The sequence below is a fragment of the Roseovarius sp. MMSF_3350 genome (assembly GCF_030733425.1).
Taxonomy (GTDB): Bacteria; Pseudomonadota; Alphaproteobacteria; order Rhodobacterales; family Rhodobacteraceae; genus Roseovarius.
In genome coordinates, this window is record NZ_JASHIZ010000007.1 from 52,079 (window position 1) to 71,370 (window position 19,292).

The window sequence follows — 19,292 nt, forward strand, 5'->3', positions numbered from 1 at the left end:
TGTGCAATTACGTATACCGAACGAAGAGTCTCGGTCATCACTTCCCCCAAAAAAGTGTTACCAACATAACATCGGCAAGTTTACGCCTGTATTAGCAATTCACCTACTGGAAATTTCCAAACTGCGCTCGGAATAGAGTGAAACGGCGATTCTTCCGTCGTTAACGCCGGTCCTTCGGGATGGTTCCAGCGGGCCGCAAAGGTTTCTCGCTCAGGTGGCCGATGACAATGGAGGCGAGAATGCAGGCGGTGAAGAGGTAGAGGCCCCAGGCGGTCTCGATCCGGCCGACGCCGATGCCCTTGGAGAGCGTGATGTAGAGGGCGATGAGAAAGATATCGGCCATGGCGAGTTTGCCGAGGATTTGCAGGGCCGGGAGGGTCTTGCGGCGCAAAAGGCCGAAATGGATGAGGGCGAGGCCGATGGTTTTCACGTAGGGCGCGAAAAGGGCGAAGAAGGTGACCATGAGGGCCAGGAACACGTCGCTGTTCCAGAGCGATTGCAGCCCGGTGATGACGGAGATTTCCGACAGGCCGAAGAGCGGCAGGAGGCCGGCGCGCATCAGGGGGGCGAACCAGGCGATGGGGAAAAGGACCAGCAAGGTCAGGTTGAGGTATTTGAGCATGAATGGCCTTGGGCGGGTATGACCCAGAGGTAAGGGGACGAAAGAACAGGAGCAAGCGCTGGGGGCGGACTCTTGAAAAGAGTCCGGGCGTTTTCTTTTCAAGAAAACGGTGTGGAGAGGTCAGCGGACCGCTTCGATCGGGCCTTCGGCGGAGCCGGTGACGAACTGTTCGAGATAGGGATCGCCGGAATTGTCCATGCCAGAGACCGGGCCGGTCCAGCGGATCTTGCCGCCGTGGAGCATCGCCACGTTGTCGGCGATGGCGCGCACCGACGTCATGTCGTGGGTGATGGTCATGGCGGTGGCGCCCATCTCCACCACGATTTCGCGGATCAGCTCGTTGATGACGCCCGACATGATCGGGTCGAGGCCGGTGGTGGGCTCGTCGAAGAAGATGATCTCGGGCTCGGCGCAGATGGCGCGGGCCAGTCCGACGCGTTTCTGCATCCCGCCCGACAGCTCGGCGGGGAACTTGTCGGCCTGCTCGGGCGTGAGGCCGACGCGGCGGAGTTTCTCGATGGCGATCTCGCGGGCCTCGTCCCAGGGGCGTTTCAGGGAGCCGCGCAGGAGGCGGAAGGCGACGTTCTGCCAGACCGGCAGCGAATCGAAGAGCGCGCCGCCCTGGAACAGCATCCCGAAACGGGCGAGGAAGGCGTCGCGGTCGCCCTTGGTGACGTCCTGCCCGTCGAGGGTGATCAGGCCGCTATCGGGCTGGATCAGGCCCAGCACGCATTTCAGGGCCACGGATTTGCCGGTGCCTGAGCCGCCGATGATGACCATCGAGGTGCCCTTGGGAATCGTCAGGTTCACGCCGCGCAGGACGTGGTTGGCGCCGAAGGCCTTATGGACGTCCGAAAGCTCGATCATACCGAGAAGAACACCCCCGTCAGCAGGAAGTTGGCGGCGAGGATCAGGATGGCGGCGGCCTGGACCGAGCCCTTGGTGGCGCGGCCGACGCCCTGTGCGCCGCGGCCCGAGTTCATGCCGTAATAGCAGCCCATCACGGCGGCGATGACGCCGAAGACCGCGCCCTTGACGAGGCTCGAGATGATGTCGAGCGGTTCCAGAAAGTCGACGGTGTTCTGGATGTAGGTGGCGGCGTTGAAGCCGAGGTTCTGCACGCCCACGGTGTAGCCGCCCAGGATGCCGATGATGTCGCCCACGCCCACCAGCAGCGGCACGGTGATAAGGGCGGCCAGCACGCGGGGCGCGACGAGGTATTTCATCGGGTGGGTAGAGAGGGTGACGAGCGCGTCGATCTGCTCTGTCACCTTCATGGTGGCGATTTCGGCGGCGATCGAGGACGTGACGCGGGCGGCGATCATCAGGCCCACCAATACGGGGCCCAGTTCGCGCACCATGCCGATGGCGACGATCTGAGGCACCACGGCCTCGGCGTTGAAGCGCGCGCCGCCAGAGTAGATCTGCAAGGCCAGCGCGCCGCCGGTGAAGATGGCCGTGAGGCCCACCACGGGCAGGGAGAGCCAGCCCACCTGCATCAGCGCGTTGAACACCTCGCGCGGGTAGAAGGGCGGGCGCAGGATGTGGCTGAAGGTCGAGAGGGCGAAGAGCGTGATCCGCCCCAGCATCGCCAGCGCCGCCAGCGTCTTGCGCCCGAGCGCGGCGAGGGGCGACAGGATCAGGGTCATCCGCCGATATAGAGCCGGTCGTAGCGCGCGCCCATCGCCGTCAGGATCTCGTAGCCGATGGTGCCGGCGTTGTCGGCGAGGTCGTCGACGGTCTGTTCCGCGCCCAGGATGCGCAGCCACTTGGGGTCAAAGCCGAGATCCGTGATGTCGACCGAGATCGAATCCATCGAGATGCGGCCCGCCACCGGGCAGGGCGTGTCGTCGGCGTAAAGCACGGTCTTGGGGGCCATGATGCGGTGAATGCCGTCGCCATAGCCCGAGGACACGGTGGCGATGCGGGTTTCGCGCGTGGCCGTGAAGGTGTTGCCATAGCCCACGGTCTCGCCCAGTTCCAGGTGGCGGGTCTGGATCACGGGCAGGTCGAGCGTGACCACGGGGCGGGCATCGGCAAAGGGCAGGCCGCCGTAGAGCCCGATGCCGGGGCGGCACATATCGAAATGATACTCGGGGCCCATCAGGATGCCGCCCGTGGCGCCAAGGCAGCGGGGGATGCCGGTGCCGTCGGTCATGTCGCGGAATGCGGCAAGCTGTTGCGCGTTCATCGGGTGGTCGGGGTCGTCGGAGCAGGCCAGATGCGAGATCAGCAGCACCGGGTTGGCGGACAGTACCGTGTCGCGCACGGCGGCCCATTCGGCGGGTTCCATCCCCAGCCGGTTCATGCCGCTGTCGAGCTGGATGCCGAAGGGGTGACCGGGCAGCGCCTCGAGATGGCGGATCAGCTGGTCGGTGGTGTTCAGCATGGGCGTGAGGCCGAGATCCGAGATCATGTCGGTGTCGCCGGCCATGTGACCGGAAAAGACATGGATGTCGGGCGCAGGCCCCACCGCCTGGCGCAGGGCGACGCCCTCTTTCGGGACGGCGACGAAGAAGGTGCGGCAACCTGCGCGGGCCAGCGCGCGGGCGACACGGTCCATGCCGAGGCCATAGCCATCGGCCTTGACCACGGCGGCGGTCTCGACCTCCGTCTGCGCGTCGAGCGCGCGCCAGTTGCCTGTCAGTGCGTCGAGGTCGATTGTTAGCTTGCCGGTACTACTCATGAGGCCGTGGTTTTGACCGGATGTTGCGGTGGGTCAAGAGGAAACGCGGGCCGGGCGCGGGTTCAGAACTCGCCGCCATCCTGCTGCCACGGTTTGGCGAGGTTGCCGAAGCGGGTGAACTGGCCTTCGAAGCTGAGTTCGACGGTGCCGATGGGGCCGTGACGCTGCTTGCCGATGATGACCTCGGCGCGGCCGTGCAGGCGTTCCATGCGTTCCTGCCAGGCGGCGATTTCCTCGAGCTTGTCGTCGGAGGGCTTCTCGCGCTCGGCGTAGTATTCCTCGCGGAAGACGAACATCACCACGTCGGCGTCCTGTTCGATCGAGCCGGATTCGCGCAGGTCGGAAAGCTGCGGACGCTTGTCCTCGCGGCTCTCGACCTGGCGGGAGAGCTGCGACAGGGCGATGACGGGGATATCCAGTTCCTTGGCGATGGCCTTGAGGCCCTGGGTGATCTCGGAGACCTCGTTGACGCGGCTGTCCTTTGCCGAGGCGGGGCGCACGAGCTGAAGGTAGTCGACGATCAGCACGTCCAGCCCATGCGTCCGCTTCAGCCGGCGGGCCCGCGCGGCCAGCTGGGAGATGGGCAGGGCGGGCGTGTCGTCGATGTAGAGCGGGCAGGATTCGAGGGTCTTGGCGGCCTCGACGAAGCGGCGGAACTCGGTTTCCGTCATGTCGCCGCGGCGGATCTGCTCGGAGGGCACCTCGGCGGCCTCGGACAGCACGCGGGCGGCCAGCTGTTCGGCGCTCATTTCGAGCGAGTAGAAGCCGACGACGCCGCCCTCGACCGCGCCTTCGGAGCCGTCGGGGAGCGTGCCGCGGTTGTAGGCCTTGGCGATGTTGAAGGCGATGTTGGTGGCCAGCGAGGTCTTGCCCATCGAGGGGCGTCCGGCGAGGATGAGAAGGTCGGACTTGTGCAGGCCGCCCAGCTTCTTGTCCATGTCGATGAGGCCGGTGGAGATGCCGGCGAGGCCGCCGTCGCGCTGATAGGCGGCGTTGGCCACGTTAACAGCGTCGGTTACAGCCCTGAGAAAGCTTTGAAATCCGGTCTCGGACTGGCCCTGTTCGGAAAGTTTGTAGAGCTTCTGTTCGGCCTCGACGATCTGGTCGCGGGGTTCCAGGTCGACCTCGGCGCGCTGGGCCTTGCCGGCGATGTCGTGGCCAAGCCCGATCAGCTCGCGGCGGATCGCCATGTCGTAGATCATCTGGGCGTAGTCGCGCGCCGCAAAAGCCGAGATCGCGGCGCCGGCGAGCCGGGCGAGATAGGCGGGTCCGCCCAGTTCCTTCAGCCCCTCGTCGTCTTCAAGAAAGGTCTTGAGCGTCACCGGCGAGGCGAGGTTGCCCTTGGCGATCCGCGCGGCGGCGGTCTCGTAGATGCGGGCGTGAACGGGATCGTAGAAATGCTGCGGCCCGATCAGGTTGGCGACGCGATCGTAGATGTCGTTGTTGGTCAGGATCGCGCCCAAGAGCTGCTGCTCGGCCTCGGTGGAGTGCGGCATCTGCTCGGGCGTGGCGGTATCATGTCCCTGGGCCGCGCCGGACGCGTTTATGGTGGCAACTTCGTTCATGTTCGTCCCCGTACTGCTCTGATCCCGGGTTGCGGTGCGCTGTCCCCTAGCGTGCCTTGTCCCGGTAGGCTGGTCTCTTAGCGAGCGGGCCTGCGCGGTGGCAACTGGTATGTTTTCTGTGGATACGCTGTGGATATCCTGAGCCTACAACATATTGCCCGCTGGCACCCCGTTCCGTCAAGATTTCGTGTGGCCAGCACGGCGCACCAGCGCGTACGTTGCGTCATCACAACGATAAAACTAATTCACCTCACGGGTTGCCATACGGGGGGGTGCCGCGACTCAGGCGTGGATCAGCTGCGGGCGGCCTGCCAGGCGCGCGGATCGTCGAGGAACGATTCGACCCCGTCGAGCGTGGCCGCGTCGAAGCTGCCCTGCGCGCGCGCCTCGGCCAGCACGTCGCGCCAGGTGCAGAGGTAATGCAGGGCGACACCGTGATCGCCGAGCGTCATTTCGGTTTCGGGGAAGATGCCGTAGTAGAAGATGACGGCGGTGTGCCCGCAGCTGGCGCCGGTGTCGCGGATGGCGTCGACGAAGCTGAGCTTGGAGCCGCCATCGGTCGTCAGATCCTCGACCAGGAGAACGCGGTCGGTGTCGGTCATCGCGCCCTCGATCCGGGCATTGCGGCCATAGCCCTTGGGCTTTTTGCGCACGTAGGTCATGGGCAGGGCCATGCGTTCGGCCACCAGCGCGGCGAAGGGGATGCCCGCGGTCTCGCCCCCGGCGATGTTGGTGAAGGCCTCGAAGCCTGCGTTGCGCATCACGGTGATGGTCAGGAAGTCCATCAGGGTGGACCGGATGCGGGGAAAGGAGATCAACTTGCGGCAGTCGATATAGGTCGGGCTGGGCAGGCCGGAGGCCAGCGTGAATGGCTCGTCCGCGTTGAAATGGACCGCTTCGATCTCCAGCAGCATCCGGGCGGTGAGGCGGGCGATTTCATCTTGGCTGGGGTAGGTCGAGGGGATCATGCGGTTGGTCCTTGGTGCAGAGCGCCGGAGCCTCCGGCGGGGATATTTGGGGCCAGAGGAAGACTCAAACGACGCGCCAGTGCAGCGGCATTTGCGGATCAAAGAGTGTGACGGGGCCGTCGCCGGTGTCGATCTTGGGCGGGTAGGTGACGGGGTCGCCCCTGGAAAGCGTGATGGTCTCGGCGCTGACGGGCAGGCCGTAGAAGCGGGCCCCGTGTTCCGAGGCGAACCCGGCGAGGCGGTCGAGCGCGTCTTCCTGCTCGAACACCTCGGCAAGGATCGAGATCGTGTTGGTGGCGGTGAAGCAGCCGGCGCAGCCGCAGGCCGATTCCTTGTTCGGGTCGGTGTGCGGGGCGCTGTCGGTGCCGAGGAAGAAGCGGGCGTCGCCCGAGGTGGCGGCGGCGCGGAGCGCAAGGCGGTGTTCCTCGCGCTTGGCCACGGGCAGGCAGTAGTAATGCGGTTTGATGCCGCCCACGAGGATGTGGTTGCGGTTGATGACGAGGTGGTGCGTGGTGATGGTGGCGCCGAGGTTTTCGGCGTTCGATTTGACATACTCCACGCCTTGCTGCGTGGTGATGTGTTCCATGACGATGCGCAGGCCGGGCGTGGCGCGGCGGAGCGGATCGAGCACGCGGTCGATGAACACCGCCTCGCGGTCGAAGATGTCGATCTCGGCGTCGGTGACCTCGCCGTGCACGCAAAGCGGCATTCCGATTTCGGCCATCTTTTCGAGCACCGGGCGCACGCGGTCGAAATCGCGCACGCCGGAGGCGGAGTTGGTGGTGGCGCCCGCCGGGTAGAGCTTGACCGCGGTCACAAGGCCCGAGCCATGCACGGCGGCAACGTCGGCGGGGTCGGTGTCCTCGGTCAGGTAGAGGGTCATCAGCGGGGTGAAATTCATGCCGTCGGGCAGCGCATCCATGATCCGGTCGCGGTAGGCGGCGGCCTGCGCGCCGGTTACCACGGGCGGCACGAGGTTGGGCATGATGATGGCGCGGCCGAAATATCGGGCGGTTTCGGGCAGAACGGCCCGCAGCACCGCGCCGTCACGCAGGTGCAGGTGCCAGTCGTCGGGGCGGGGGATGGTCAGGGTCCGGCTCATGGCCCGAGGGCTTACAACAGCCCGCGCGCCTGCGCCAGTGGATCAGTCGATTTCGCGCGGCGGCATCGGCAGGCCCTGTTCCCGGGCCTTGTCATAGGCGGTGCGGACCGCGCGGCGGAAGCGGGGCCCGGGGGTGGTGCGCATCACGTGCTGGGCCAGCCGGGCCGTGAGGTAGTGCCGGCCATCATCCTCGAGCCGGGCCACCACCGCCTTGAGATAGGGCACGTCCTTGCGCCGCGCCCGGTAGAGCCGCGCGAGGCTGGCGGTGTCGAGCTTGTCCGCGCTGAGCTGGGCGATGAGGCGCAGCAGGATGTGCATGCGCATCAGCGCGCGGTCGAGGCGCGGCCCCATGAAGCGCATCCGGTAGCGGAGGACGTTGCCGCGGGCAAAAAGCGCCGCGTGCATCGCGTCTTCCTCGACTTCGGGATCGTAGAGGATGACGGCGCGGTCGGCCGCATCCAGCATGTCGGGCGCGTAGCCGTAGCGGGTGGTGAAATCGAGCCGGCGGCGGCTGCGGAACCGCACGTCCCATTCCGTCATGCGGGGATCGAGCGTGGCCTGGGGCTGGATGGCCAGGACGCGGGCGCCGGGCGCGGCCACCGAGAAGGCGGCGGCGGCATAGCCCGCGGGCCCCGCGCCGTAGAAGATCACCTGGTCGAATTCCTCGAAGAAGCCGTCGTCGACCAGCCGGTCGAAATAGCCGTAAACGCGGCCTTCGCGGAACCAGCTGTCGGTCTGGCTGGCGAGGCAGAGATGCGACCAGCCCAGGGCGCGGCAGAGCTGCCAGCCCAGGGGCTGGGCGTCGGACGAGGTCACGCGCAAAGCGGGAAAGGACTCGAAGGTGACCAGCAGAGTCGGCTTGTGCTCGATGAAGATGGCGGCATGCGCATCGCCCAGACGCTCGACATAGCCGTCGGCATCAGCGGTGTCGTCCAGCTTGTCCAGCCAGTCCTCCCAGTCCAGCCCGGACAGGGATATATCCAGCGCCCCGGGATATTCTGCGCTCATGCTCGGACCTCAATGCTCGGGTTTGTCCCCGCTTTACACGGGTGATTGGCGTGCAAGCTATGAACCAATATAGGCGAAAATTTGGAAAATTGATGGGGTTTCTGCGGGGTGGTGGCGTGGCGCGCCGGGCGTCGCGGGCCTTGACGGCGGACGGAAGCCGTGCAGGTTTGCAGCGCAAGGGGGGGCCGTGCATGACGGAACTGACTTCGATCGATGACGTGGAGGCGATGCTGGCCGGGCAGGACTATGTCTGCGGGCGCAGCCTTGCGACGGTGGTGTTCCTGGGCCTGAAGCTGGGCCGGCCGCTGTTCCTGGAAGGCGAGGCGGGCGTCGGCAAGACCGAGATCGCCAAGGCGCTGGCGGCGGGGTTGGGGCGCAGGTTGATCCGCCTGCAATGCTACGAGGGGCTGGACGCGTCGAGCGCGGTCTATGAATGGAACTTCGCCGAGCAGATGATTGCCATCCGGGCCGCCGAGGCCACGGGGGGCGTGGATCGCGAGCGGTTGACCGACGAGTTGTTCACCGAGGATTTCCTGATCGAGCGTCCGCTGTTGCAGGCGATGCGCCCGCAGGAAGGGGGCGCGCCGGTGCTGCTGATCGACGAGCTGGACCGCACCGACGCGCCGTTCGAGGCGTTCCTGCTGGAGGCGCTGAGCGATTTCCAGGTGACGATCCCGGAACTGGGCACGATTGCGGCGCCCGAGCCGCCCATCGTGGTGCTGACCTCGAACCGCACGCGCGAGGTGCATGATGCGCTGAAGCGGCGCTGTCTTTATCACTGGGTGGATTACCCCGGTTTTGCCCGCGAGATCGAGATCTTGCAGGCCCGCGCGCCCGAGGCCGCCGAGGCGCTCAGCCGCGAGGTGGTGGCGTTCGTCCAGAAGCTGCGCACCGAGGACCTGTTCAAGAAACCCGGCGTGGCGGAGACCATCGACTGGGCCAAGTGCCTGCTGGCGCTCGATGTGATCAGCCTCAGCCCCGAGGTGATCGCCGACACGCTGGGCGCGATCCTGAAATACCAGGACGACATCCAGAAAATGCAGGGGTCCGAGGCCAAGCGTATCCTTGACGAAGCCAGGGCAGGGCTGGAGCCGGCATGAGTCTTCCTCTGGCCGGAAATATCCCGGGGGTTTGGGGGCTGGCCCCCAACTGGGACGGCTGATGGAATACCCCGACCTCGACCTGCCCGAGCACCCAAAGCTCGGCCACAACATCACCCATTTCGCCCGGGCGTTGCGCAAGGCCGGCGTGCCGGTGGGGCCGGGGCGGGTGATCAATGCCGTTCGCGCGGTCGAGGCGGCGGGGTTTACCTCGCGCACCGATTTCTTCTACACGCTGCGCGCCTGTTTCGTGTCGCGGCCCGAGCATCGCGCGGTCTTTGCGCAGGTATTCCGTCTTTACTGGCGCGACCCGCGCTACATGGAGCACATGATGGCGATGATGCTGCCCGCCATCCGCGGCGTGCAGGAGGACCGCAGCGCGCAGGCGGCCGAGAAACGCGCGGCCGAGGCGCTTTTGGACGGGATCGAGCCGGAGATGCCCGAGGCGGAAAGCCAAGAGGCCGACGAGGAAACGCAGATCGATATCGATGCGTCCCTGACCATGAGCCGCGAGGAGCGGCTGCGGACCCTGGATTTCGAACAGATGAGCACCGCCGAGATCGCGCGGGCCAAGCGGATGCTGGCCAGGCTGCGCCTGCCGGTGAAGCCTTTCGCGTCCCGCCGGGGGATGCCTGCAACGACCGGCACGCGGATCGACGCGCGCAAGACGTTGCGTGCGGCCATGCGGCAGGGGGGCGAGATGCGGCGCATCCACGTGCAAAAGCCGCGCCCGCGCTGGCCCAACCTGGTGGTGCTTTGCGATATTTCCGGCTCGATGAGCCAGTACAGCCGGATGGTCCTGCACTTCCTTCATGCCGTGGCGAACGAGAAAGGCGCGGGCTGGGCCGCCGTATATGCCTTCACCTTCGGCACGCGGTTGACCAACATCACGCGCCACCTGGCGTCGCGTGACGTGGATGCCGCGCTGGCCGCGGCCGGCGCCGAGGCGCAGGACTGGGAAGGCGGCACGCGGATCGCGGCCTGCCTGCACGCGTTCAACCGCGACTGGTCGCGGCGGGTGACGGGGCAGGGCGCTGTCGTCCTGCTGATCACCGACGGGCTGGACCGCGACGACAGCCATGACCTGGGCCGCGAGATGCAGCGGCTGCACCTGTCGTCGCGGCGCCTCATTTGGCTGAACCCGCTGTTGCGCTGGGACGGGTTCGCGCCGCGCGCCACCGGCATCCGGGCCATGCTGCCGCATGTGGACGCGTTTCGTGCCGGCCACTCCATCGCCACGCTGGAAGACCTCGCCGCCGCGATCAGCGCGCCGCAGGACACCGGCGAAAAGGCGCGGCTGATGGAACTTCTCTGACCCGTTCGTACCGGCAAGGTTCCGCCGAAGCTCTTTGCCCCGGTGCGGAACACTCCGCCGCGCCGGGCGTTAACACGTGACGCCGCGCGATTTCGCGGCAGACGTATTTAGGGAGAGAACCAGACATGCGCCGAACGACGTTGACATCCACGACGGCCGCGATCGCTCTTGCGATCGGCCAGACCGCCCCGCTGCCGCTCGCGGCACAAACCGCCGTGGGCGACATGCCCACCTGTTCGGGCGAGTCCCAGTTGCCCTGCGCTGTGCCGGGACTTGACGTGGTGGTCGAGAACGAGGTCGACCGCCAGACGCTCGCCATGTGCGGCCAGATCGAAACCAATGGCACGCAAGCCACTGAGGAATGCAGCGAGGCGCAGGTCGCCGAGGTGGTGGCGGACCTGTCGCCCATCGGCGATGCATCCGGCGCGACCACGCAGGCGCAGGATGTGGCGGAAGAGGCCAGCGACATGGCCGAAGGGACCATGCGCACCGCGCAGGCCGAAGTCGAGGAGGTCGAGCCCGAGGTAAATGCCGAAGCCGAAGCCCAGGCCGCCGCAGAGGCGGAAGCTGCCGAGCAACAGGCAGCCGAGGCCGAAGCCGAAGCGCAGGCCGCCGAACAGCAAGCGGCGGAAGCCGAAGCGCAAGCCGCGGCCGAAGCGGAAGCCCAGGCTGAACAGCAGGCCGCTGAAGAGCAGGCGGCTCAGGCAGAAGCGGAGGCAGCGGAAGCCGAGGCCGAAGCGGCCGAGCAAGAGGCGGCTGAGGCCGAAGCGCAGGCTGCGGACGAGCAAGCCGCGGAAGCCGAAGTGCAGTCTGACGAAAGCGAGGCTGGCGGGCAGGAGCAGCAGGAAGCCGAGGCTTCTGCAGAAGCCGAAGCTGAAGCCGAAACCGATGCGACCGCGTCAGATACCGCCGATCAGGAGGTTGACGAACTGGAGCAGGCGCTGGAAGCCGAGCAATCCGAAGCCGAGGCGACGACGGAGGCCGAAGCCGAAGCAGAGACGCAGGATGCGCCCGCTGAGGATACGGCCGAAACCGACACACCCGCCGATACGGCCGACAGCGAGACCGACGAACTGCAACAGGCGCTAGAGGCCGAACAGGCCGAAACCGAAGCCGAAGCCGAGAGCACGGCAAACTTCGGGCAGAGCGACCAGTCGACGGGCGCCGAGGCCGAAGCCGAAAGCACGGCGAACTTCGGGCAAAACGGCGAGGCGACTGACGTCGAGGCCGAGGAGCAGACGGAGACAACTGCCGATCTGCCGGAGCCCCAGATCGACGAAGACCCCGAAGCGCAGGCCCAGGCCCAGGCCGAAGCCGCCGCGCAGGTCGAGGAGCAGGCTGCCGCGGCCGCTGCCGCCAACGAAGACGCCGAAGCGGTCAGCAGCGAAGAGGTCACCCTGACCGAAGAGAACACGCGCTCGTCCGACGAGGAGTTCGAAACCGAGGTCGGCGGCAACGCACAGACCGAGGCCAATACAGAGACGGCCCCGGCCGCGGGTACGCCGCGTACCAGCGACGACCGCGACGAGAACCTGCGCGACATCCTGACCGCCGCCGCTGCGATCGGGCTTGGTGCCTATGCCATCGGTCAGGTGACCGATGATGGCGGCACGGTCGTGGCGAACACCGGCGACCGCGTCGTGGTCGAGAACAACGGGCGGTACCGGATCATCAAGGACGACGACGCCCTGCTGCGCCGTCCCGGAAGCGACGTGCGGGTTCAGACCTTCGAGGACGGCTCGACCCGCAGCACGGTCACCGCAGAGGACGGCACCCAGACCGTGACTGTGCGCGCCGCCGACGGCCGTGTGCTGCGCCGGACGCAGATCTATCCCAACGGGGACCAGGTGGTGCTGTTCGACGACACGCGCCAGGTCGAGGCCGTGAACGTGCAGCAATTGCGCGACACCCGGGCGCAGGAATACGAGTATGCCAACGCGTCGGAAGACGAGTTGCGTACCGCCATCCTTGCCACGCGGAACGCGCCTGACACCCGCCGCTACTCGCTGAACCAGGTTCGGTTCGTGGACGCGGTGCGCCACCAGGTGCCTGTGATCGCGCTGGACACGGTGAACTTCGAGACCGGCAGCGCGGTGATCCGCCCGGAAGAGGCCAGGGATCTTTCGGTTCTGGGCAATGCCATGCGGGACGCGATTGCCGAAGATCCGCGGCAGGTGTTCCTGATCGAAGGTCATACCGATACGGTCGGCCCGGCCAGCATGAACCTTGCCCTGTCCGACCGCCGTGCGGAGTCGGTGGCGCTGGCGCTGACCGAGTATTTCGACGTGCCCCCGGCGAACATGATCGTGCAGGGCTACGGCGAATCCGACCTCAAGGTCCGCGAGGCCGGTGACATCCGGGCGAACCGCCGCGCGGCGGTTCGCAACATCACCAGCCTGCTGAACGAAAGCTGAGCGCGTCCCCGGGGGACCGACAGGGCCGCCCTCCGCATATCGCGGGGGGCGGCTTTTCCATGTGCGATGCCCAAGATTCTTCGTACGAAGAATCTTGGGTTGGCCCGGGCCTAAATTGCGTTTGTGAAAGCGGTGGGACGGGCCCATATTGGCGCCATGACGGACCGTTTCGACACCATCCCCGAAACCGCACTCGCCTGGTTCGAGGCCGGCAAGGGCGCTGCGCTGGCCACTGTGGTCGAGACGTGGGGCAGTGCCCCCCGGCGCGTGGGCAGCCAACTGGCCATTTCCGGTGAGGGCGAGATCGAAGGCTCGGTCTCGGGCGGCTGCGTCGAAGGCGCGGTGGTGGCCGAGGCGTTGGACGCCATCGAGGGCGGCAAGCCGGTGATGCTGGAATACGGCGTCAGCGACGGAGACGCCTTTGCCGTGGGGCTGGCTTGTGGCGGCACGATCCGGATCCTGGTGGAGCCGGTAGGTTCGGTGATGCCGGTCGATATCCTGAAAGACCTTGTGCTGGCGCGCGAGGCGCGGGTGCCTGTGGCGTATATCACCGGCATGAAAGCCGAGCGCAGGCTGGAGCGCGAGGGTCATGCCGAGCGGTTCCGAGCTGATCGCTCGGGGTTCGAGGAAGACGGCACGACCTTTGTCGCGATCCATAACCCGCCCTTGCGGATGATCATCGTCGGCGCCGTGCATATCGCCCAGGCGCTGGTGCCGATGGCGCGGGTGGCTGGGTACGACCCGCTGCTGATCGATCCGCGCGAAAGCTTTGGCAGCGAGGCGCGGTTTCCGGGCGAAGTGATCCTGCACGATTGGCCCGACGAGGCGGTTGCAGCCTACGGGCTGGACAGCCGCACGGCCTTGGTACTGCTGACCCATGACCCCAAGCTGGACGATCCGGCGCTGGAGGCGGCGCTGAACTCGGATGTCTTCTATATCGGTGCGCTGGGCTCGACCCGGACCCACGCGAGCCGCGTGGCCCGGCTGGAGGAGAAAGGGTTCGGCGCCGATCAGATTGCACGCATTCATGGCCCGGTGGGGCTGAATATCGGCGCGGCGGGGCCGTCCGAGATCGCCGTGGCGATCCTGGCGGAAGTGACGCACGTGCTCAGGAAAGGCGGATGAGGTTCGGGCCGGTCGCGCTGGCGGAGGCGGAGGGCGCGATCCTGGCGCATAGTGAGCACCTGCCGGACGGTCGGCTGCGCAAGGGGCAGGTTCTGGCCGAGGCGGATATCGCGCGGCTGCGTGCGGCGGGGTTTGCCGAGGTCGTCGTCGCCATGCTGGAACCGGAGGACCTGCACGAGGATGCCGCCGCCGCGCGGCTGGCCGAGGCGGTGCTGGACGGGGCCGCGGGCCTGTCGCTGAGCCGTGCGTTCACGGGGCGGGTCAACCTTGTGGCGGAGGCGCCCGGCGTGGTGGCGGTGGACGCGAGCAAGGTCGCGGCGGCCAATATGCTGGACCCGATGATTACGCTCGCCACAGTCGCGCCGTGGTTCCAGACGCATCCCGGCGGCATGGTGGCGACGGTCAAGATCATCTCTTACGGGGTGGCGGCAGAGGCGCTGGACCGCGCGGCGGAGGCGGCGCGGGGCGCGATCCGGCTGCACCGGCCGTGCTATGCCACCGCGAGCCTGATCGTCAGCGACACGGCGGACGGGCCGGGCCTGCGCGGGGTCGAGGCGATCCGCACGCGGCTGGCGGGCCTGGGGATGCGGCTGCGCCAGACGCTGAGTTGCCCGCACGAGACGCCCGCGCTGGCCGAGGCGATCTCGGCGGCGACCGGAGAGGTGGTTCTGATCCTGACCGGATCGGCCACGTCGGACCTGCGCGACACCGGCCCCGAGGCCCTGCGGCGGGCCGGCGGGCGGGTCGAGCGGTTCGGGGTGCCGGTCGATCCCGGCAACCTGCTGTTCCTGGGGCGGCTTGGAGAGCGCCCGGTGATCGGCCTGCCCAACAGCGCGCGTTCGCCGGTTCTGCACGGGGCGGACTGGGTGCTGGCGCGGGTGGCCTGCGGGGTGCCTATCGGCGCGGCAGACTTTGCGGCGATGGGCGTGGGCGGCCTGCTGAAGGAGATCCCCACGCGCCCGCAGCCGCGACAGCGCAAACAGGCCGGTTAGTTGCGCCGGGCAGGGGGCAGGGGCCCGCCCGGCGTCTGGTTTCAGGCGTCCAGTTGCGACAGCTTTTCGAGGATGCCGGTCCAGCCCCAGCGATGGCCCTCGCGCTGATCCTCGCTGACGAAGCGGACCTGCGTGAGCTGCACGCGCGTGCCGCCGGAGCCGGGGGTGAAGGTGATCGTCACCTCGCTGTCGTCGCGTGAGGCATGACTTTCCCACGTAAAGACCAACCGGTTGGGCCGGTCGATAACCCTGTAGGTGCCGGTGTGGGGCAGGTCCTTGTCGCCGTTGCGCATGATGATCTCGAACCGTCCGCCCTCGACCGCGTCCGAGGACGCGCCGGGCACGATGGTTTCGCCGGGGCAGATGAAGCGTTTCATGGTGTCGGGGTCGAGCCAGGCGTCGAACAGGCGCTCGGGCGTGGCGTCGATCACGCGTTCGACGGTGAGCGTGAGGTCTTTTTCGGTGGCAGTCATGGGTCGGTCTCCTGTGTGAGCAGATGGTCGAGCGCCTCCAGCCGGAGGGCCCAGATCGAACGCAAGTCGCGGAACCAGCGGTCGACATGGGCCAGTTCCTCGACCTGCAGTTCGATCAGGTGCTCGCGCCATTCGGTGCGGCGCGTGACCAGCCCCGCGCCTTCGAGCACCTTGATGTGCTTGGACACGGAATTGAGGCTCATGTCGAAATGCGCGGCGATGTCGGTCACCCGGAGCGGGCCATGCTGCGCCAGGAGCGTCAGGATGGACCGGCGGGTGGGATCGCCTGCGGCCTTGAAAATATCGGTCAGTCGGTGCTGTGATTCTTGTTCAACCATAAGGGTGAATAACACGGCGCCGGCAGTCAATCAACCAATTAGGTGAATGATGGGGCGCGTCTGCGGCGGGCCGGGTCGATCCGCGAGCGCGGGAACCGCGCGCCGGCAGGACGCGCGCAAGTACGACGAAGGCAGGGGGGCGGCGCGACAGAAAGTGCCTTCTCAAGTGTGGGGCGGCGTGTTTAACTCCGGGCAGCCAATTAGAAAAGCCAATGGGAGGAGCCGATGGCACAGGTCAAGATGACCGTGAACGGCAAGCCTGCGTCCGGCGAGGTGGAAGGACGCACGCTACTTGTCGATTTTATCCGTGATACGCTGGGCCTGACCGGCACGCATGTGGGCTGTGACACCAGCCAGTGCGGCGCCTGCGTGGTGCATGTGGATGGCAAGGCGGTGAAGGCCTGCTCGATGTTCGCGGCCGAGGCCGAGGGCACGGAGGTGACCACGATCGAGGGAATGGCCGCGGAGGACGGCACCATGACGCCGGTCCAGCAGGCGTTCCAGGAGTTCCACGGGCTGCAATGCGGGTTCTGCACGCCGGGCATGGTGATGTCGGCGGAGGCCCTTCTGAAGGACAACCCGAACCCGACCGAGGCGGAGGTGCGCGAGTACCTGAAGGGCAATATCTGCCGCTGCACCGGGTATCACAACATCGTCAAGGCGATCCTGGCGGCGTCGGGACAGGATGTCAGCAAAATCGCGGCGGAGTAGGCGCGGATGCTGACCAGCCCGCCCAAGCTGCGCACATGCCTTTGGTTTCACGACCTCGCCAGGGAGGCGGCGGAGGTCTACGTGACCCTGTTGCCCGACAGCCGGATCGACGAGGTCAGCGAGGTCGACGGGGGCGTCGTGGTGGTGGAACTGACACTGGGACACGTGCCGTATCAGTTCTTGCAGGCGGGACCGCATTTCACCCTGACGCCCGCGGCGTCGATCAGTGTTCTGACCGAGGATCAGGCGGAGACCGACCGCCTTTGGCACAAGCTGAGCGACGGGGGCGAGGAAGGGATGTGCGGCTGGCTGACGGACCGGTTCGGCGTCAGCTGGCAGATCGTGCCGCGCCGGTTGCTGGAGTTGCAGGGCGGCCCCGGTGCCGAGGCGGTGCGGGCGGCCATGTTCAAGATGAAGAAGATCGAGATTGCGGCCCTGGAAGAGGCCGCGGCCTAAACAACAGGATCGGGCCAGTGCGCCCGCCAATATGGGAGGACTAACACATGCCCAAAGATGGTGGCATCGGCGCCAGTTCCAAGCGGCGCGAGGACGTACGGTTCCTGACGGGGGCCGGCAATTATACCGACGACATCAACCTGCGCGGACAGGCCTATGTGTATTTCCTGCGCTCGGACGTGGCACACGGCACGCTCAACAACGTGGACACCAGCGCCGCCGAGGGCATGCCCGGGGTACTCAAGGTTTTCACCGGCGCGGATTTCGCCGAGGTGGGGGGCATCCCCTGCGGCTGGCAGGTGACCGACCGGCACGGGCAGCCCATGCAGGAGCCGCCGCACCCGGTGCTGGCACAAGGCAAGGTGCGCCATGTGGGCGATCCTATCGCTGCCGTCGTGGCCGAAAGCCGCGAGCAGGCGCGGGACGCCGCCGAGGCGATCGAGGTGGACATCAGCGATCTGCCCGCCGTGATGGACATGAAGGAGGCGCTGAAAGAGGGCGCCACCAAGGTCCATGACGACCTGACGAGCAACCTCTGCTACGACTGGGGGTTCGTCGAGGAAAACAAGGGTGCGGTGGACGAGGCGATCAAGAACGCCGCGCATGTCACCACGCTGGAGCTGGTGAACAACCGCCTGGTGCCCAATGCGATGGAGCCGCGCGTGGCGGTGGGCGATTACAGCCGCGCGACCGATGACAGCACGCTTTACACCACATCGCAGAACCCGCACGTCATTCGCCTGTTGATGGGTGCCTTCGTGCTGGGCATCCCAGAGCACAAGCTGCGGGTCGTGGCGCCCGATGTGGGCGGCGGTTTCGGATCGAAGATCTATCATTATGCCGAGGAAGCGTTCTGCACATTTGCCGCGAAAAAGCTGAACCGGCCGGTGAAGTGGACCTGCTCGCGCTCGGAGGCGTTCATCAGTGACGCCCATGGCCGGGACCACGTGACCAAGATCGAACTGGCGCTGGATGCGGACAACAACTTTACCGCCGTCCGCACGGAAACTTATGCCAATATGGGGGCTTACCTGTCGACCTTCGCGCCGAGCATTCCCACGTGGCTGCACGGCACGCTGATGGCGGGCAATTACAAGACGCCCAATATCTATGTGAACGTGAAGGCGGTCTTTACCAACACCGTGCCGGTCGATGCCTATCGCGGGGCCGGGCGGCCGGAGGCGACGTACCAGTTGGAGCGCGTCATCGACAAGGCGGCGCGGGAATTGGGGGTGGACCCGATCGAGCTGCGGCGGCAGAACTTCATCACCGAGTTCCCCTATGCCACGCCGGTGGCGGTGGAATACGACACGGGCGATTACAACGCCACGATGGACAAGCTGCTGGAGATCATCGACAAGGACGGTTTCCAAAAGCGGCTGGAAGAGAGCAAGGCGAAGGGCAAGCTGCGCGGGCTTGGCATCAACTGCTATATCGAGGCTTGCGGCATCGCGCCGTCGAACCTAGTGGGTCAGTTGGGCGCGCGTGCCGGTTTGTATGAATCGGCCACCGTGCGAGTGAATGCCACCGGCGGGATCACCGTGATGACCGGCAGCCACAGCCACGGACAGGGGCACGAGACCTCGTTTGCCCAGGTGGTGGCCGACATGATCGGGATCGACGAGAGCATGATCGAGATCGAGCATGGGGATACGGCCAATACGCCGATGGGCATGGGCACCTACGGGTCGCGCTCGATCGCCGTGGGCGGCAGTGCCATGGTCAAGGCGACGGAAAAGATCATCGCCAAGGCCCGCAAGATCGCGGCGCACCTGATGGAGGCCTCGGAGGCGGATATCGAGCTGAAGGATGGCCAGTTCACCGTCGCGGGCACCGACAAATCGGTGGCCTGGGGCGACGTGACGTTGGCGGCCTACGTGCCGCACAACTACCCGCTGGAGGAGATCGAGCCGGGGCTGGAGGAGACCGCGTTCTACGACCCGGCGAACTTCACCTATCCCTCGGGCGCCTATGCCTGCGAGGTGGAGGTGGACCCCGAGACCGGCAAGGTCACCATCGAGCGCTTTGCCGCCGCCGACGATTTCGGCAATGTCATCAACCCGATGATCGTGTCGGGCCAGGTGCATGGCGGGCTGGCGCAGGGGATCGGGCAGGCGCTCTTGGAGCAGACATCCTACGATGCTGACGGCCAGCTCCTGAGCGCGTCCTACATGGACTATGCCATGCCGCGCGCCGATGACGTGCCGTTCTACAATGTCGACCATTCGTGCCAGACGCCCTGCACGCACAACCCGCTGGGGGTGAAGGGCTGTGGCGAGGCCGGGGCGATCGGCAGCCCGCCATCGGTGGTCAACGCCGTGGTGGATGCGCTACAACGCGCGGGTCATGACGTGACGCATATCGACATGCCGCTGACGCCGTCGCGCGTCTGGGCCGCGATGCAAGGGTAAGGAGAG

18 protein-coding genes are annotated in these 19,292 nt (G+C 66.6%); 8 read left to right on the forward strand and 10 right to left on the reverse strand.

Annotation, left to right across the window (positions count from 1 at the left end; translation table 11 throughout):
• Window positions 1-160: 160 nt before the first annotated feature.
• The 8 genes from RBB31_RS08510 to RBB31_RS08545 form a co-directional block, all read right to left on the reverse strand.
• Window positions 161-622 carry a paraquat-inducible protein A gene (locus RBB31_RS08510; protein ID WP_306128854.1) on the reverse strand — a complete coding sequence of 154 codons (462 nt, stop codon included), beginning with the start codon at window positions 620-622 and terminating at the stop codon, window positions 161-163.
• Window positions 623-742: 120 nt separating this feature from the next.
• Window positions 743-1,489 (reverse strand): ABC transporter ATP-binding protein, encoded by a 747-nt coding sequence (locus tag RBB31_RS08515; RefSeq protein ID WP_306128855.1) that lies wholly within the window; start codon window positions 1,487-1,489, stop codon window positions 743-745.
• Window positions 1,486-2,271 (reverse strand): ABC transporter permease, encoded by a 786-nt coding sequence (locus tag RBB31_RS08520; RefSeq protein ID WP_306128856.1) that lies wholly within the window; start codon window positions 2,269-2,271, stop codon window positions 1,486-1,488. The genes RBB31_RS08515 and RBB31_RS08520 overlap by 4 nt, the downstream gene beginning before the upstream one ends.
• Entirely contained in the window at window positions 2,268-3,308 is a 1,041-nt protein-coding gene (gene alr, locus RBB31_RS08525) for an alanine racemase (RefSeq protein ID WP_306128857.1), read from the reverse strand. Before alr ends, RBB31_RS08520 begins: the two co-directional genes overlap by 4 nt.
• 62 nt (window positions 3,309-3,370) lie before the next feature.
• Complete coding sequence (locus RBB31_RS08530) at window positions 3,371-4,873, reverse strand: replicative DNA helicase (RefSeq protein ID WP_306128858.1); 1,503 nt, start codon at window positions 4,871-4,873, stop codon at window positions 3,371-3,373.
• A gap of 293 nt (window positions 4,874-5,166) precedes the next feature.
• Window positions 5,167-5,841 (reverse strand): orotate phosphoribosyltransferase, encoded by a 675-nt coding sequence (locus RBB31_RS08535; protein ID WP_306128859.1) that lies wholly within the window; start codon window positions 5,839-5,841, stop codon window positions 5,167-5,169.
• A gap of 64 nt (window positions 5,842-5,905) precedes the next feature.
• A complete protein-coding gene (pyrC, locus tag RBB31_RS08540; protein ID WP_306128860.1) occupies window positions 5,906-6,943 on the reverse strand; it encodes a dihydroorotase in 1,038 nt (345 codons plus the stop codon).
• A gap of 42 nt (window positions 6,944-6,985) precedes the next feature.
• Window positions 6,986-7,951 (reverse strand): phosphoadenosine phosphosulfate reductase, encoded by a 966-nt coding sequence (locus RBB31_RS08545; RefSeq protein WP_306128861.1) that lies wholly within the window; start codon window positions 7,949-7,951, stop codon window positions 6,986-6,988.
• A gap of 191 nt (window positions 7,952-8,142) precedes the next feature.
• Here RBB31_RS08545 and RBB31_RS08550 point away from each other — a divergent pair, with 191 nt between their 5' ends.
• The 5 genes from RBB31_RS08550 to RBB31_RS08570 all read left to right on the forward strand — a co-directional run bounded on the left by RBB31_RS08550 (window position 8,143) and on the right by RBB31_RS08570 (window position 14,897).
• Window positions 8,143-9,051, forward strand: coding sequence for a MoxR family ATPase (locus RBB31_RS08550; RefSeq protein ID WP_306128862.1), 909 nt, complete (start codon window positions 8,143-8,145; stop codon window positions 9,049-9,051).
• A gap of 61 nt (window positions 9,052-9,112) precedes the next feature.
• Complete coding sequence (locus RBB31_RS08555) at window positions 9,113-10,366, forward strand: VWA domain-containing protein (protein WP_371931313.1); 1,254 nt, start codon at window positions 9,113-9,115, stop codon at window positions 10,364-10,366.
• 125 nt (window positions 10,367-10,491) lie between these two features.
• A complete protein-coding gene (locus RBB31_RS08560; RefSeq protein WP_306128863.1) occupies window positions 10,492-12,780 on the forward strand; it encodes an OmpA family protein in 2,289 nt (762 codons plus the stop codon).
• Between the two features lie 156 nt (window positions 12,781-12,936).
• Window positions 12,937-13,905, forward strand: a complete 969-nt coding sequence (locus RBB31_RS08565) for an XdhC family protein (RefSeq protein WP_306128864.1) — start codon at window positions 12,937-12,939, stop codon at window positions 13,903-13,905.
• A complete protein-coding gene (locus RBB31_RS08570; protein ID WP_306128865.1) occupies window positions 13,902-14,897 on the forward strand; it encodes a molybdopterin-binding protein in 996 nt (331 codons plus the stop codon). The genes RBB31_RS08565 and RBB31_RS08570 overlap by 4 nt, the downstream gene beginning before the upstream one ends.
• A 41-nt stretch (window positions 14,898-14,938) precedes the next feature.
• Here RBB31_RS08570 and RBB31_RS08575 read toward each other — a convergent pair whose 3' ends face one another.
• Window positions 14,939-15,370 (reverse strand): SRPBCC domain-containing protein, encoded by a 432-nt coding sequence (locus RBB31_RS08575; protein WP_306128866.1) that lies wholly within the window; start codon window positions 15,368-15,370, stop codon window positions 14,939-14,941.
• Entirely contained in the window at window positions 15,367-15,708 is a 342-nt protein-coding gene (locus RBB31_RS08580) for a helix-turn-helix transcriptional regulator (protein ID WP_306128867.1), read from the reverse strand. The genes RBB31_RS08575 and RBB31_RS08580 overlap by 4 nt, the downstream gene beginning before the upstream one ends.
• A 225-nt stretch (window positions 15,709-15,933) precedes the next feature.
• Here RBB31_RS08580 and RBB31_RS08585 point away from each other — a divergent pair, with 225 nt between their 5' ends.
• The 3 genes from RBB31_RS08585 to RBB31_RS08595 are packed head-to-tail and all read left to right on the forward strand — an operon-like array spanning window position 15,934 to window position 19,286.
• The gene (locus RBB31_RS08585) at window positions 15,934-16,419 is read left to right on the forward strand and encodes a (2Fe-2S)-binding protein (RefSeq protein WP_306128868.1); all 486 of its coding nucleotides are present in this window, start codon (window positions 15,934-15,936) and stop codon (window positions 16,417-16,419) included.
• Window positions 16,420-16,425: 6 nt separating this feature from the next.
• On the forward strand, window positions 16,426-16,875 hold the full coding sequence (locus RBB31_RS08590) for a VOC family protein (RefSeq protein WP_306128869.1): 450 nt from the start codon (window positions 16,426-16,428) through the stop codon (window positions 16,873-16,875).
• A gap of 47 nt (window positions 16,876-16,922) precedes the next feature.
• Window positions 16,923-19,286: a xanthine dehydrogenase family protein molybdopterin-binding subunit gene (locus RBB31_RS08595; protein ID WP_306128870.1), complete on the forward strand. Its 2,364-nt coding sequence runs from the start codon at window positions 16,923-16,925 to the stop codon at window positions 19,284-19,286.
• The last annotated feature ends 6 nt before the right edge of the window (window positions 19,287-19,292 follow it).

What these genes read in the sequence shown, in the direction of transcription:
- RBB31_RS08510 (WP_306128854.1), bottom strand. Translation starts at nt 622, where the DNA reads ATGCTCAAATACCTCAACCTGACCTTGCTGGTCCTTTTCCCCATCGCC.
- RBB31_RS08515 (WP_306128855.1), bottom strand. Translation starts at nt 1,489, where the DNA reads ATGATCGAGCTTTCGGACGTCCATAAGGCCTTCGGCGCCAACCACGTC.
- RBB31_RS08520 (WP_306128856.1), bottom strand. Translation starts at nt 2,271, where the DNA reads ATGACCCTGATCCTGTCGCCCCTCGCCGCGCTCGGGCGCAAGACGCTG.
- alr (WP_306128857.1), bottom strand. Translation starts at nt 3,308, where the DNA reads ATGAGTAGTACCGGCAAGCTAACAATCGACCTCGACGCACTGACAGGC.
- RBB31_RS08530 (WP_306128858.1), bottom strand. Translation starts at nt 4,873, where the DNA reads ATGAACGAAGTTGCCACCATAAACGCGTCCGGCGCGGCCCAGGGACAT.
- RBB31_RS08535 (WP_306128859.1), bottom strand. Translation starts at nt 5,841, where the DNA reads ATGATCCCCTCGACCTACCCCAGCCAAGATGAAATCGCCCGCCTCACC.
- pyrC (WP_306128860.1), bottom strand. Translation starts at nt 6,943, where the DNA reads ATGAGCCGGACCCTGACCATCCCCCGCCCCGACGACTGGCACCTGCAC.
- RBB31_RS08545 (WP_306128861.1), bottom strand. Translation starts at nt 7,951, where the DNA reads ATGAGCGCAGAATATCCCGGGGCGCTGGATATATCCCTGTCCGGGCTG.
- RBB31_RS08550 (WP_306128862.1), top strand. Translation starts at nt 8,143, where the DNA reads ATGACGGAACTGACTTCGATCGATGACGTGGAGGCGATGCTGGCCGGG.
- RBB31_RS08555 (WP_371931313.1), top strand. Translation starts at nt 9,113, where the DNA reads ATGGAATACCCCGACCTCGACCTGCCCGAGCACCCAAAGCTCGGCCAC.
- RBB31_RS08560 (WP_306128863.1), top strand. Translation starts at nt 10,492, where the DNA reads ATGCGCCGAACGACGTTGACATCCACGACGGCCGCGATCGCTCTTGCG.
- RBB31_RS08565 (WP_306128864.1), top strand. Translation starts at nt 12,937, where the DNA reads ATGACGGACCGTTTCGACACCATCCCCGAAACCGCACTCGCCTGGTTC.
- RBB31_RS08570 (WP_306128865.1), top strand. Translation starts at nt 13,902, where the DNA reads ATGAGGTTCGGGCCGGTCGCGCTGGCGGAGGCGGAGGGCGCGATCCTG.
- RBB31_RS08575 (WP_306128866.1), bottom strand. Translation starts at nt 15,370, where the DNA reads ATGACTGCCACCGAAAAAGACCTCACGCTCACCGTCGAACGCGTGATC.
- RBB31_RS08580 (WP_306128867.1), bottom strand. Translation starts at nt 15,708, where the DNA reads ATGGTTGAACAAGAATCACAGCACCGACTGACCGATATTTTCAAGGCC.
- RBB31_RS08585 (WP_306128868.1), top strand. Translation starts at nt 15,934, where the DNA reads ATGGCACAGGTCAAGATGACCGTGAACGGCAAGCCTGCGTCCGGCGAG.
- RBB31_RS08590 (WP_306128869.1), top strand. Translation starts at nt 16,426, where the DNA reads ATGCTGACCAGCCCGCCCAAGCTGCGCACATGCCTTTGGTTTCACGAC.
- RBB31_RS08595 (WP_306128870.1), top strand. Translation starts at nt 16,923, where the DNA reads ATGCCCAAAGATGGTGGCATCGGCGCCAGTTCCAAGCGGCGCGAGGAC.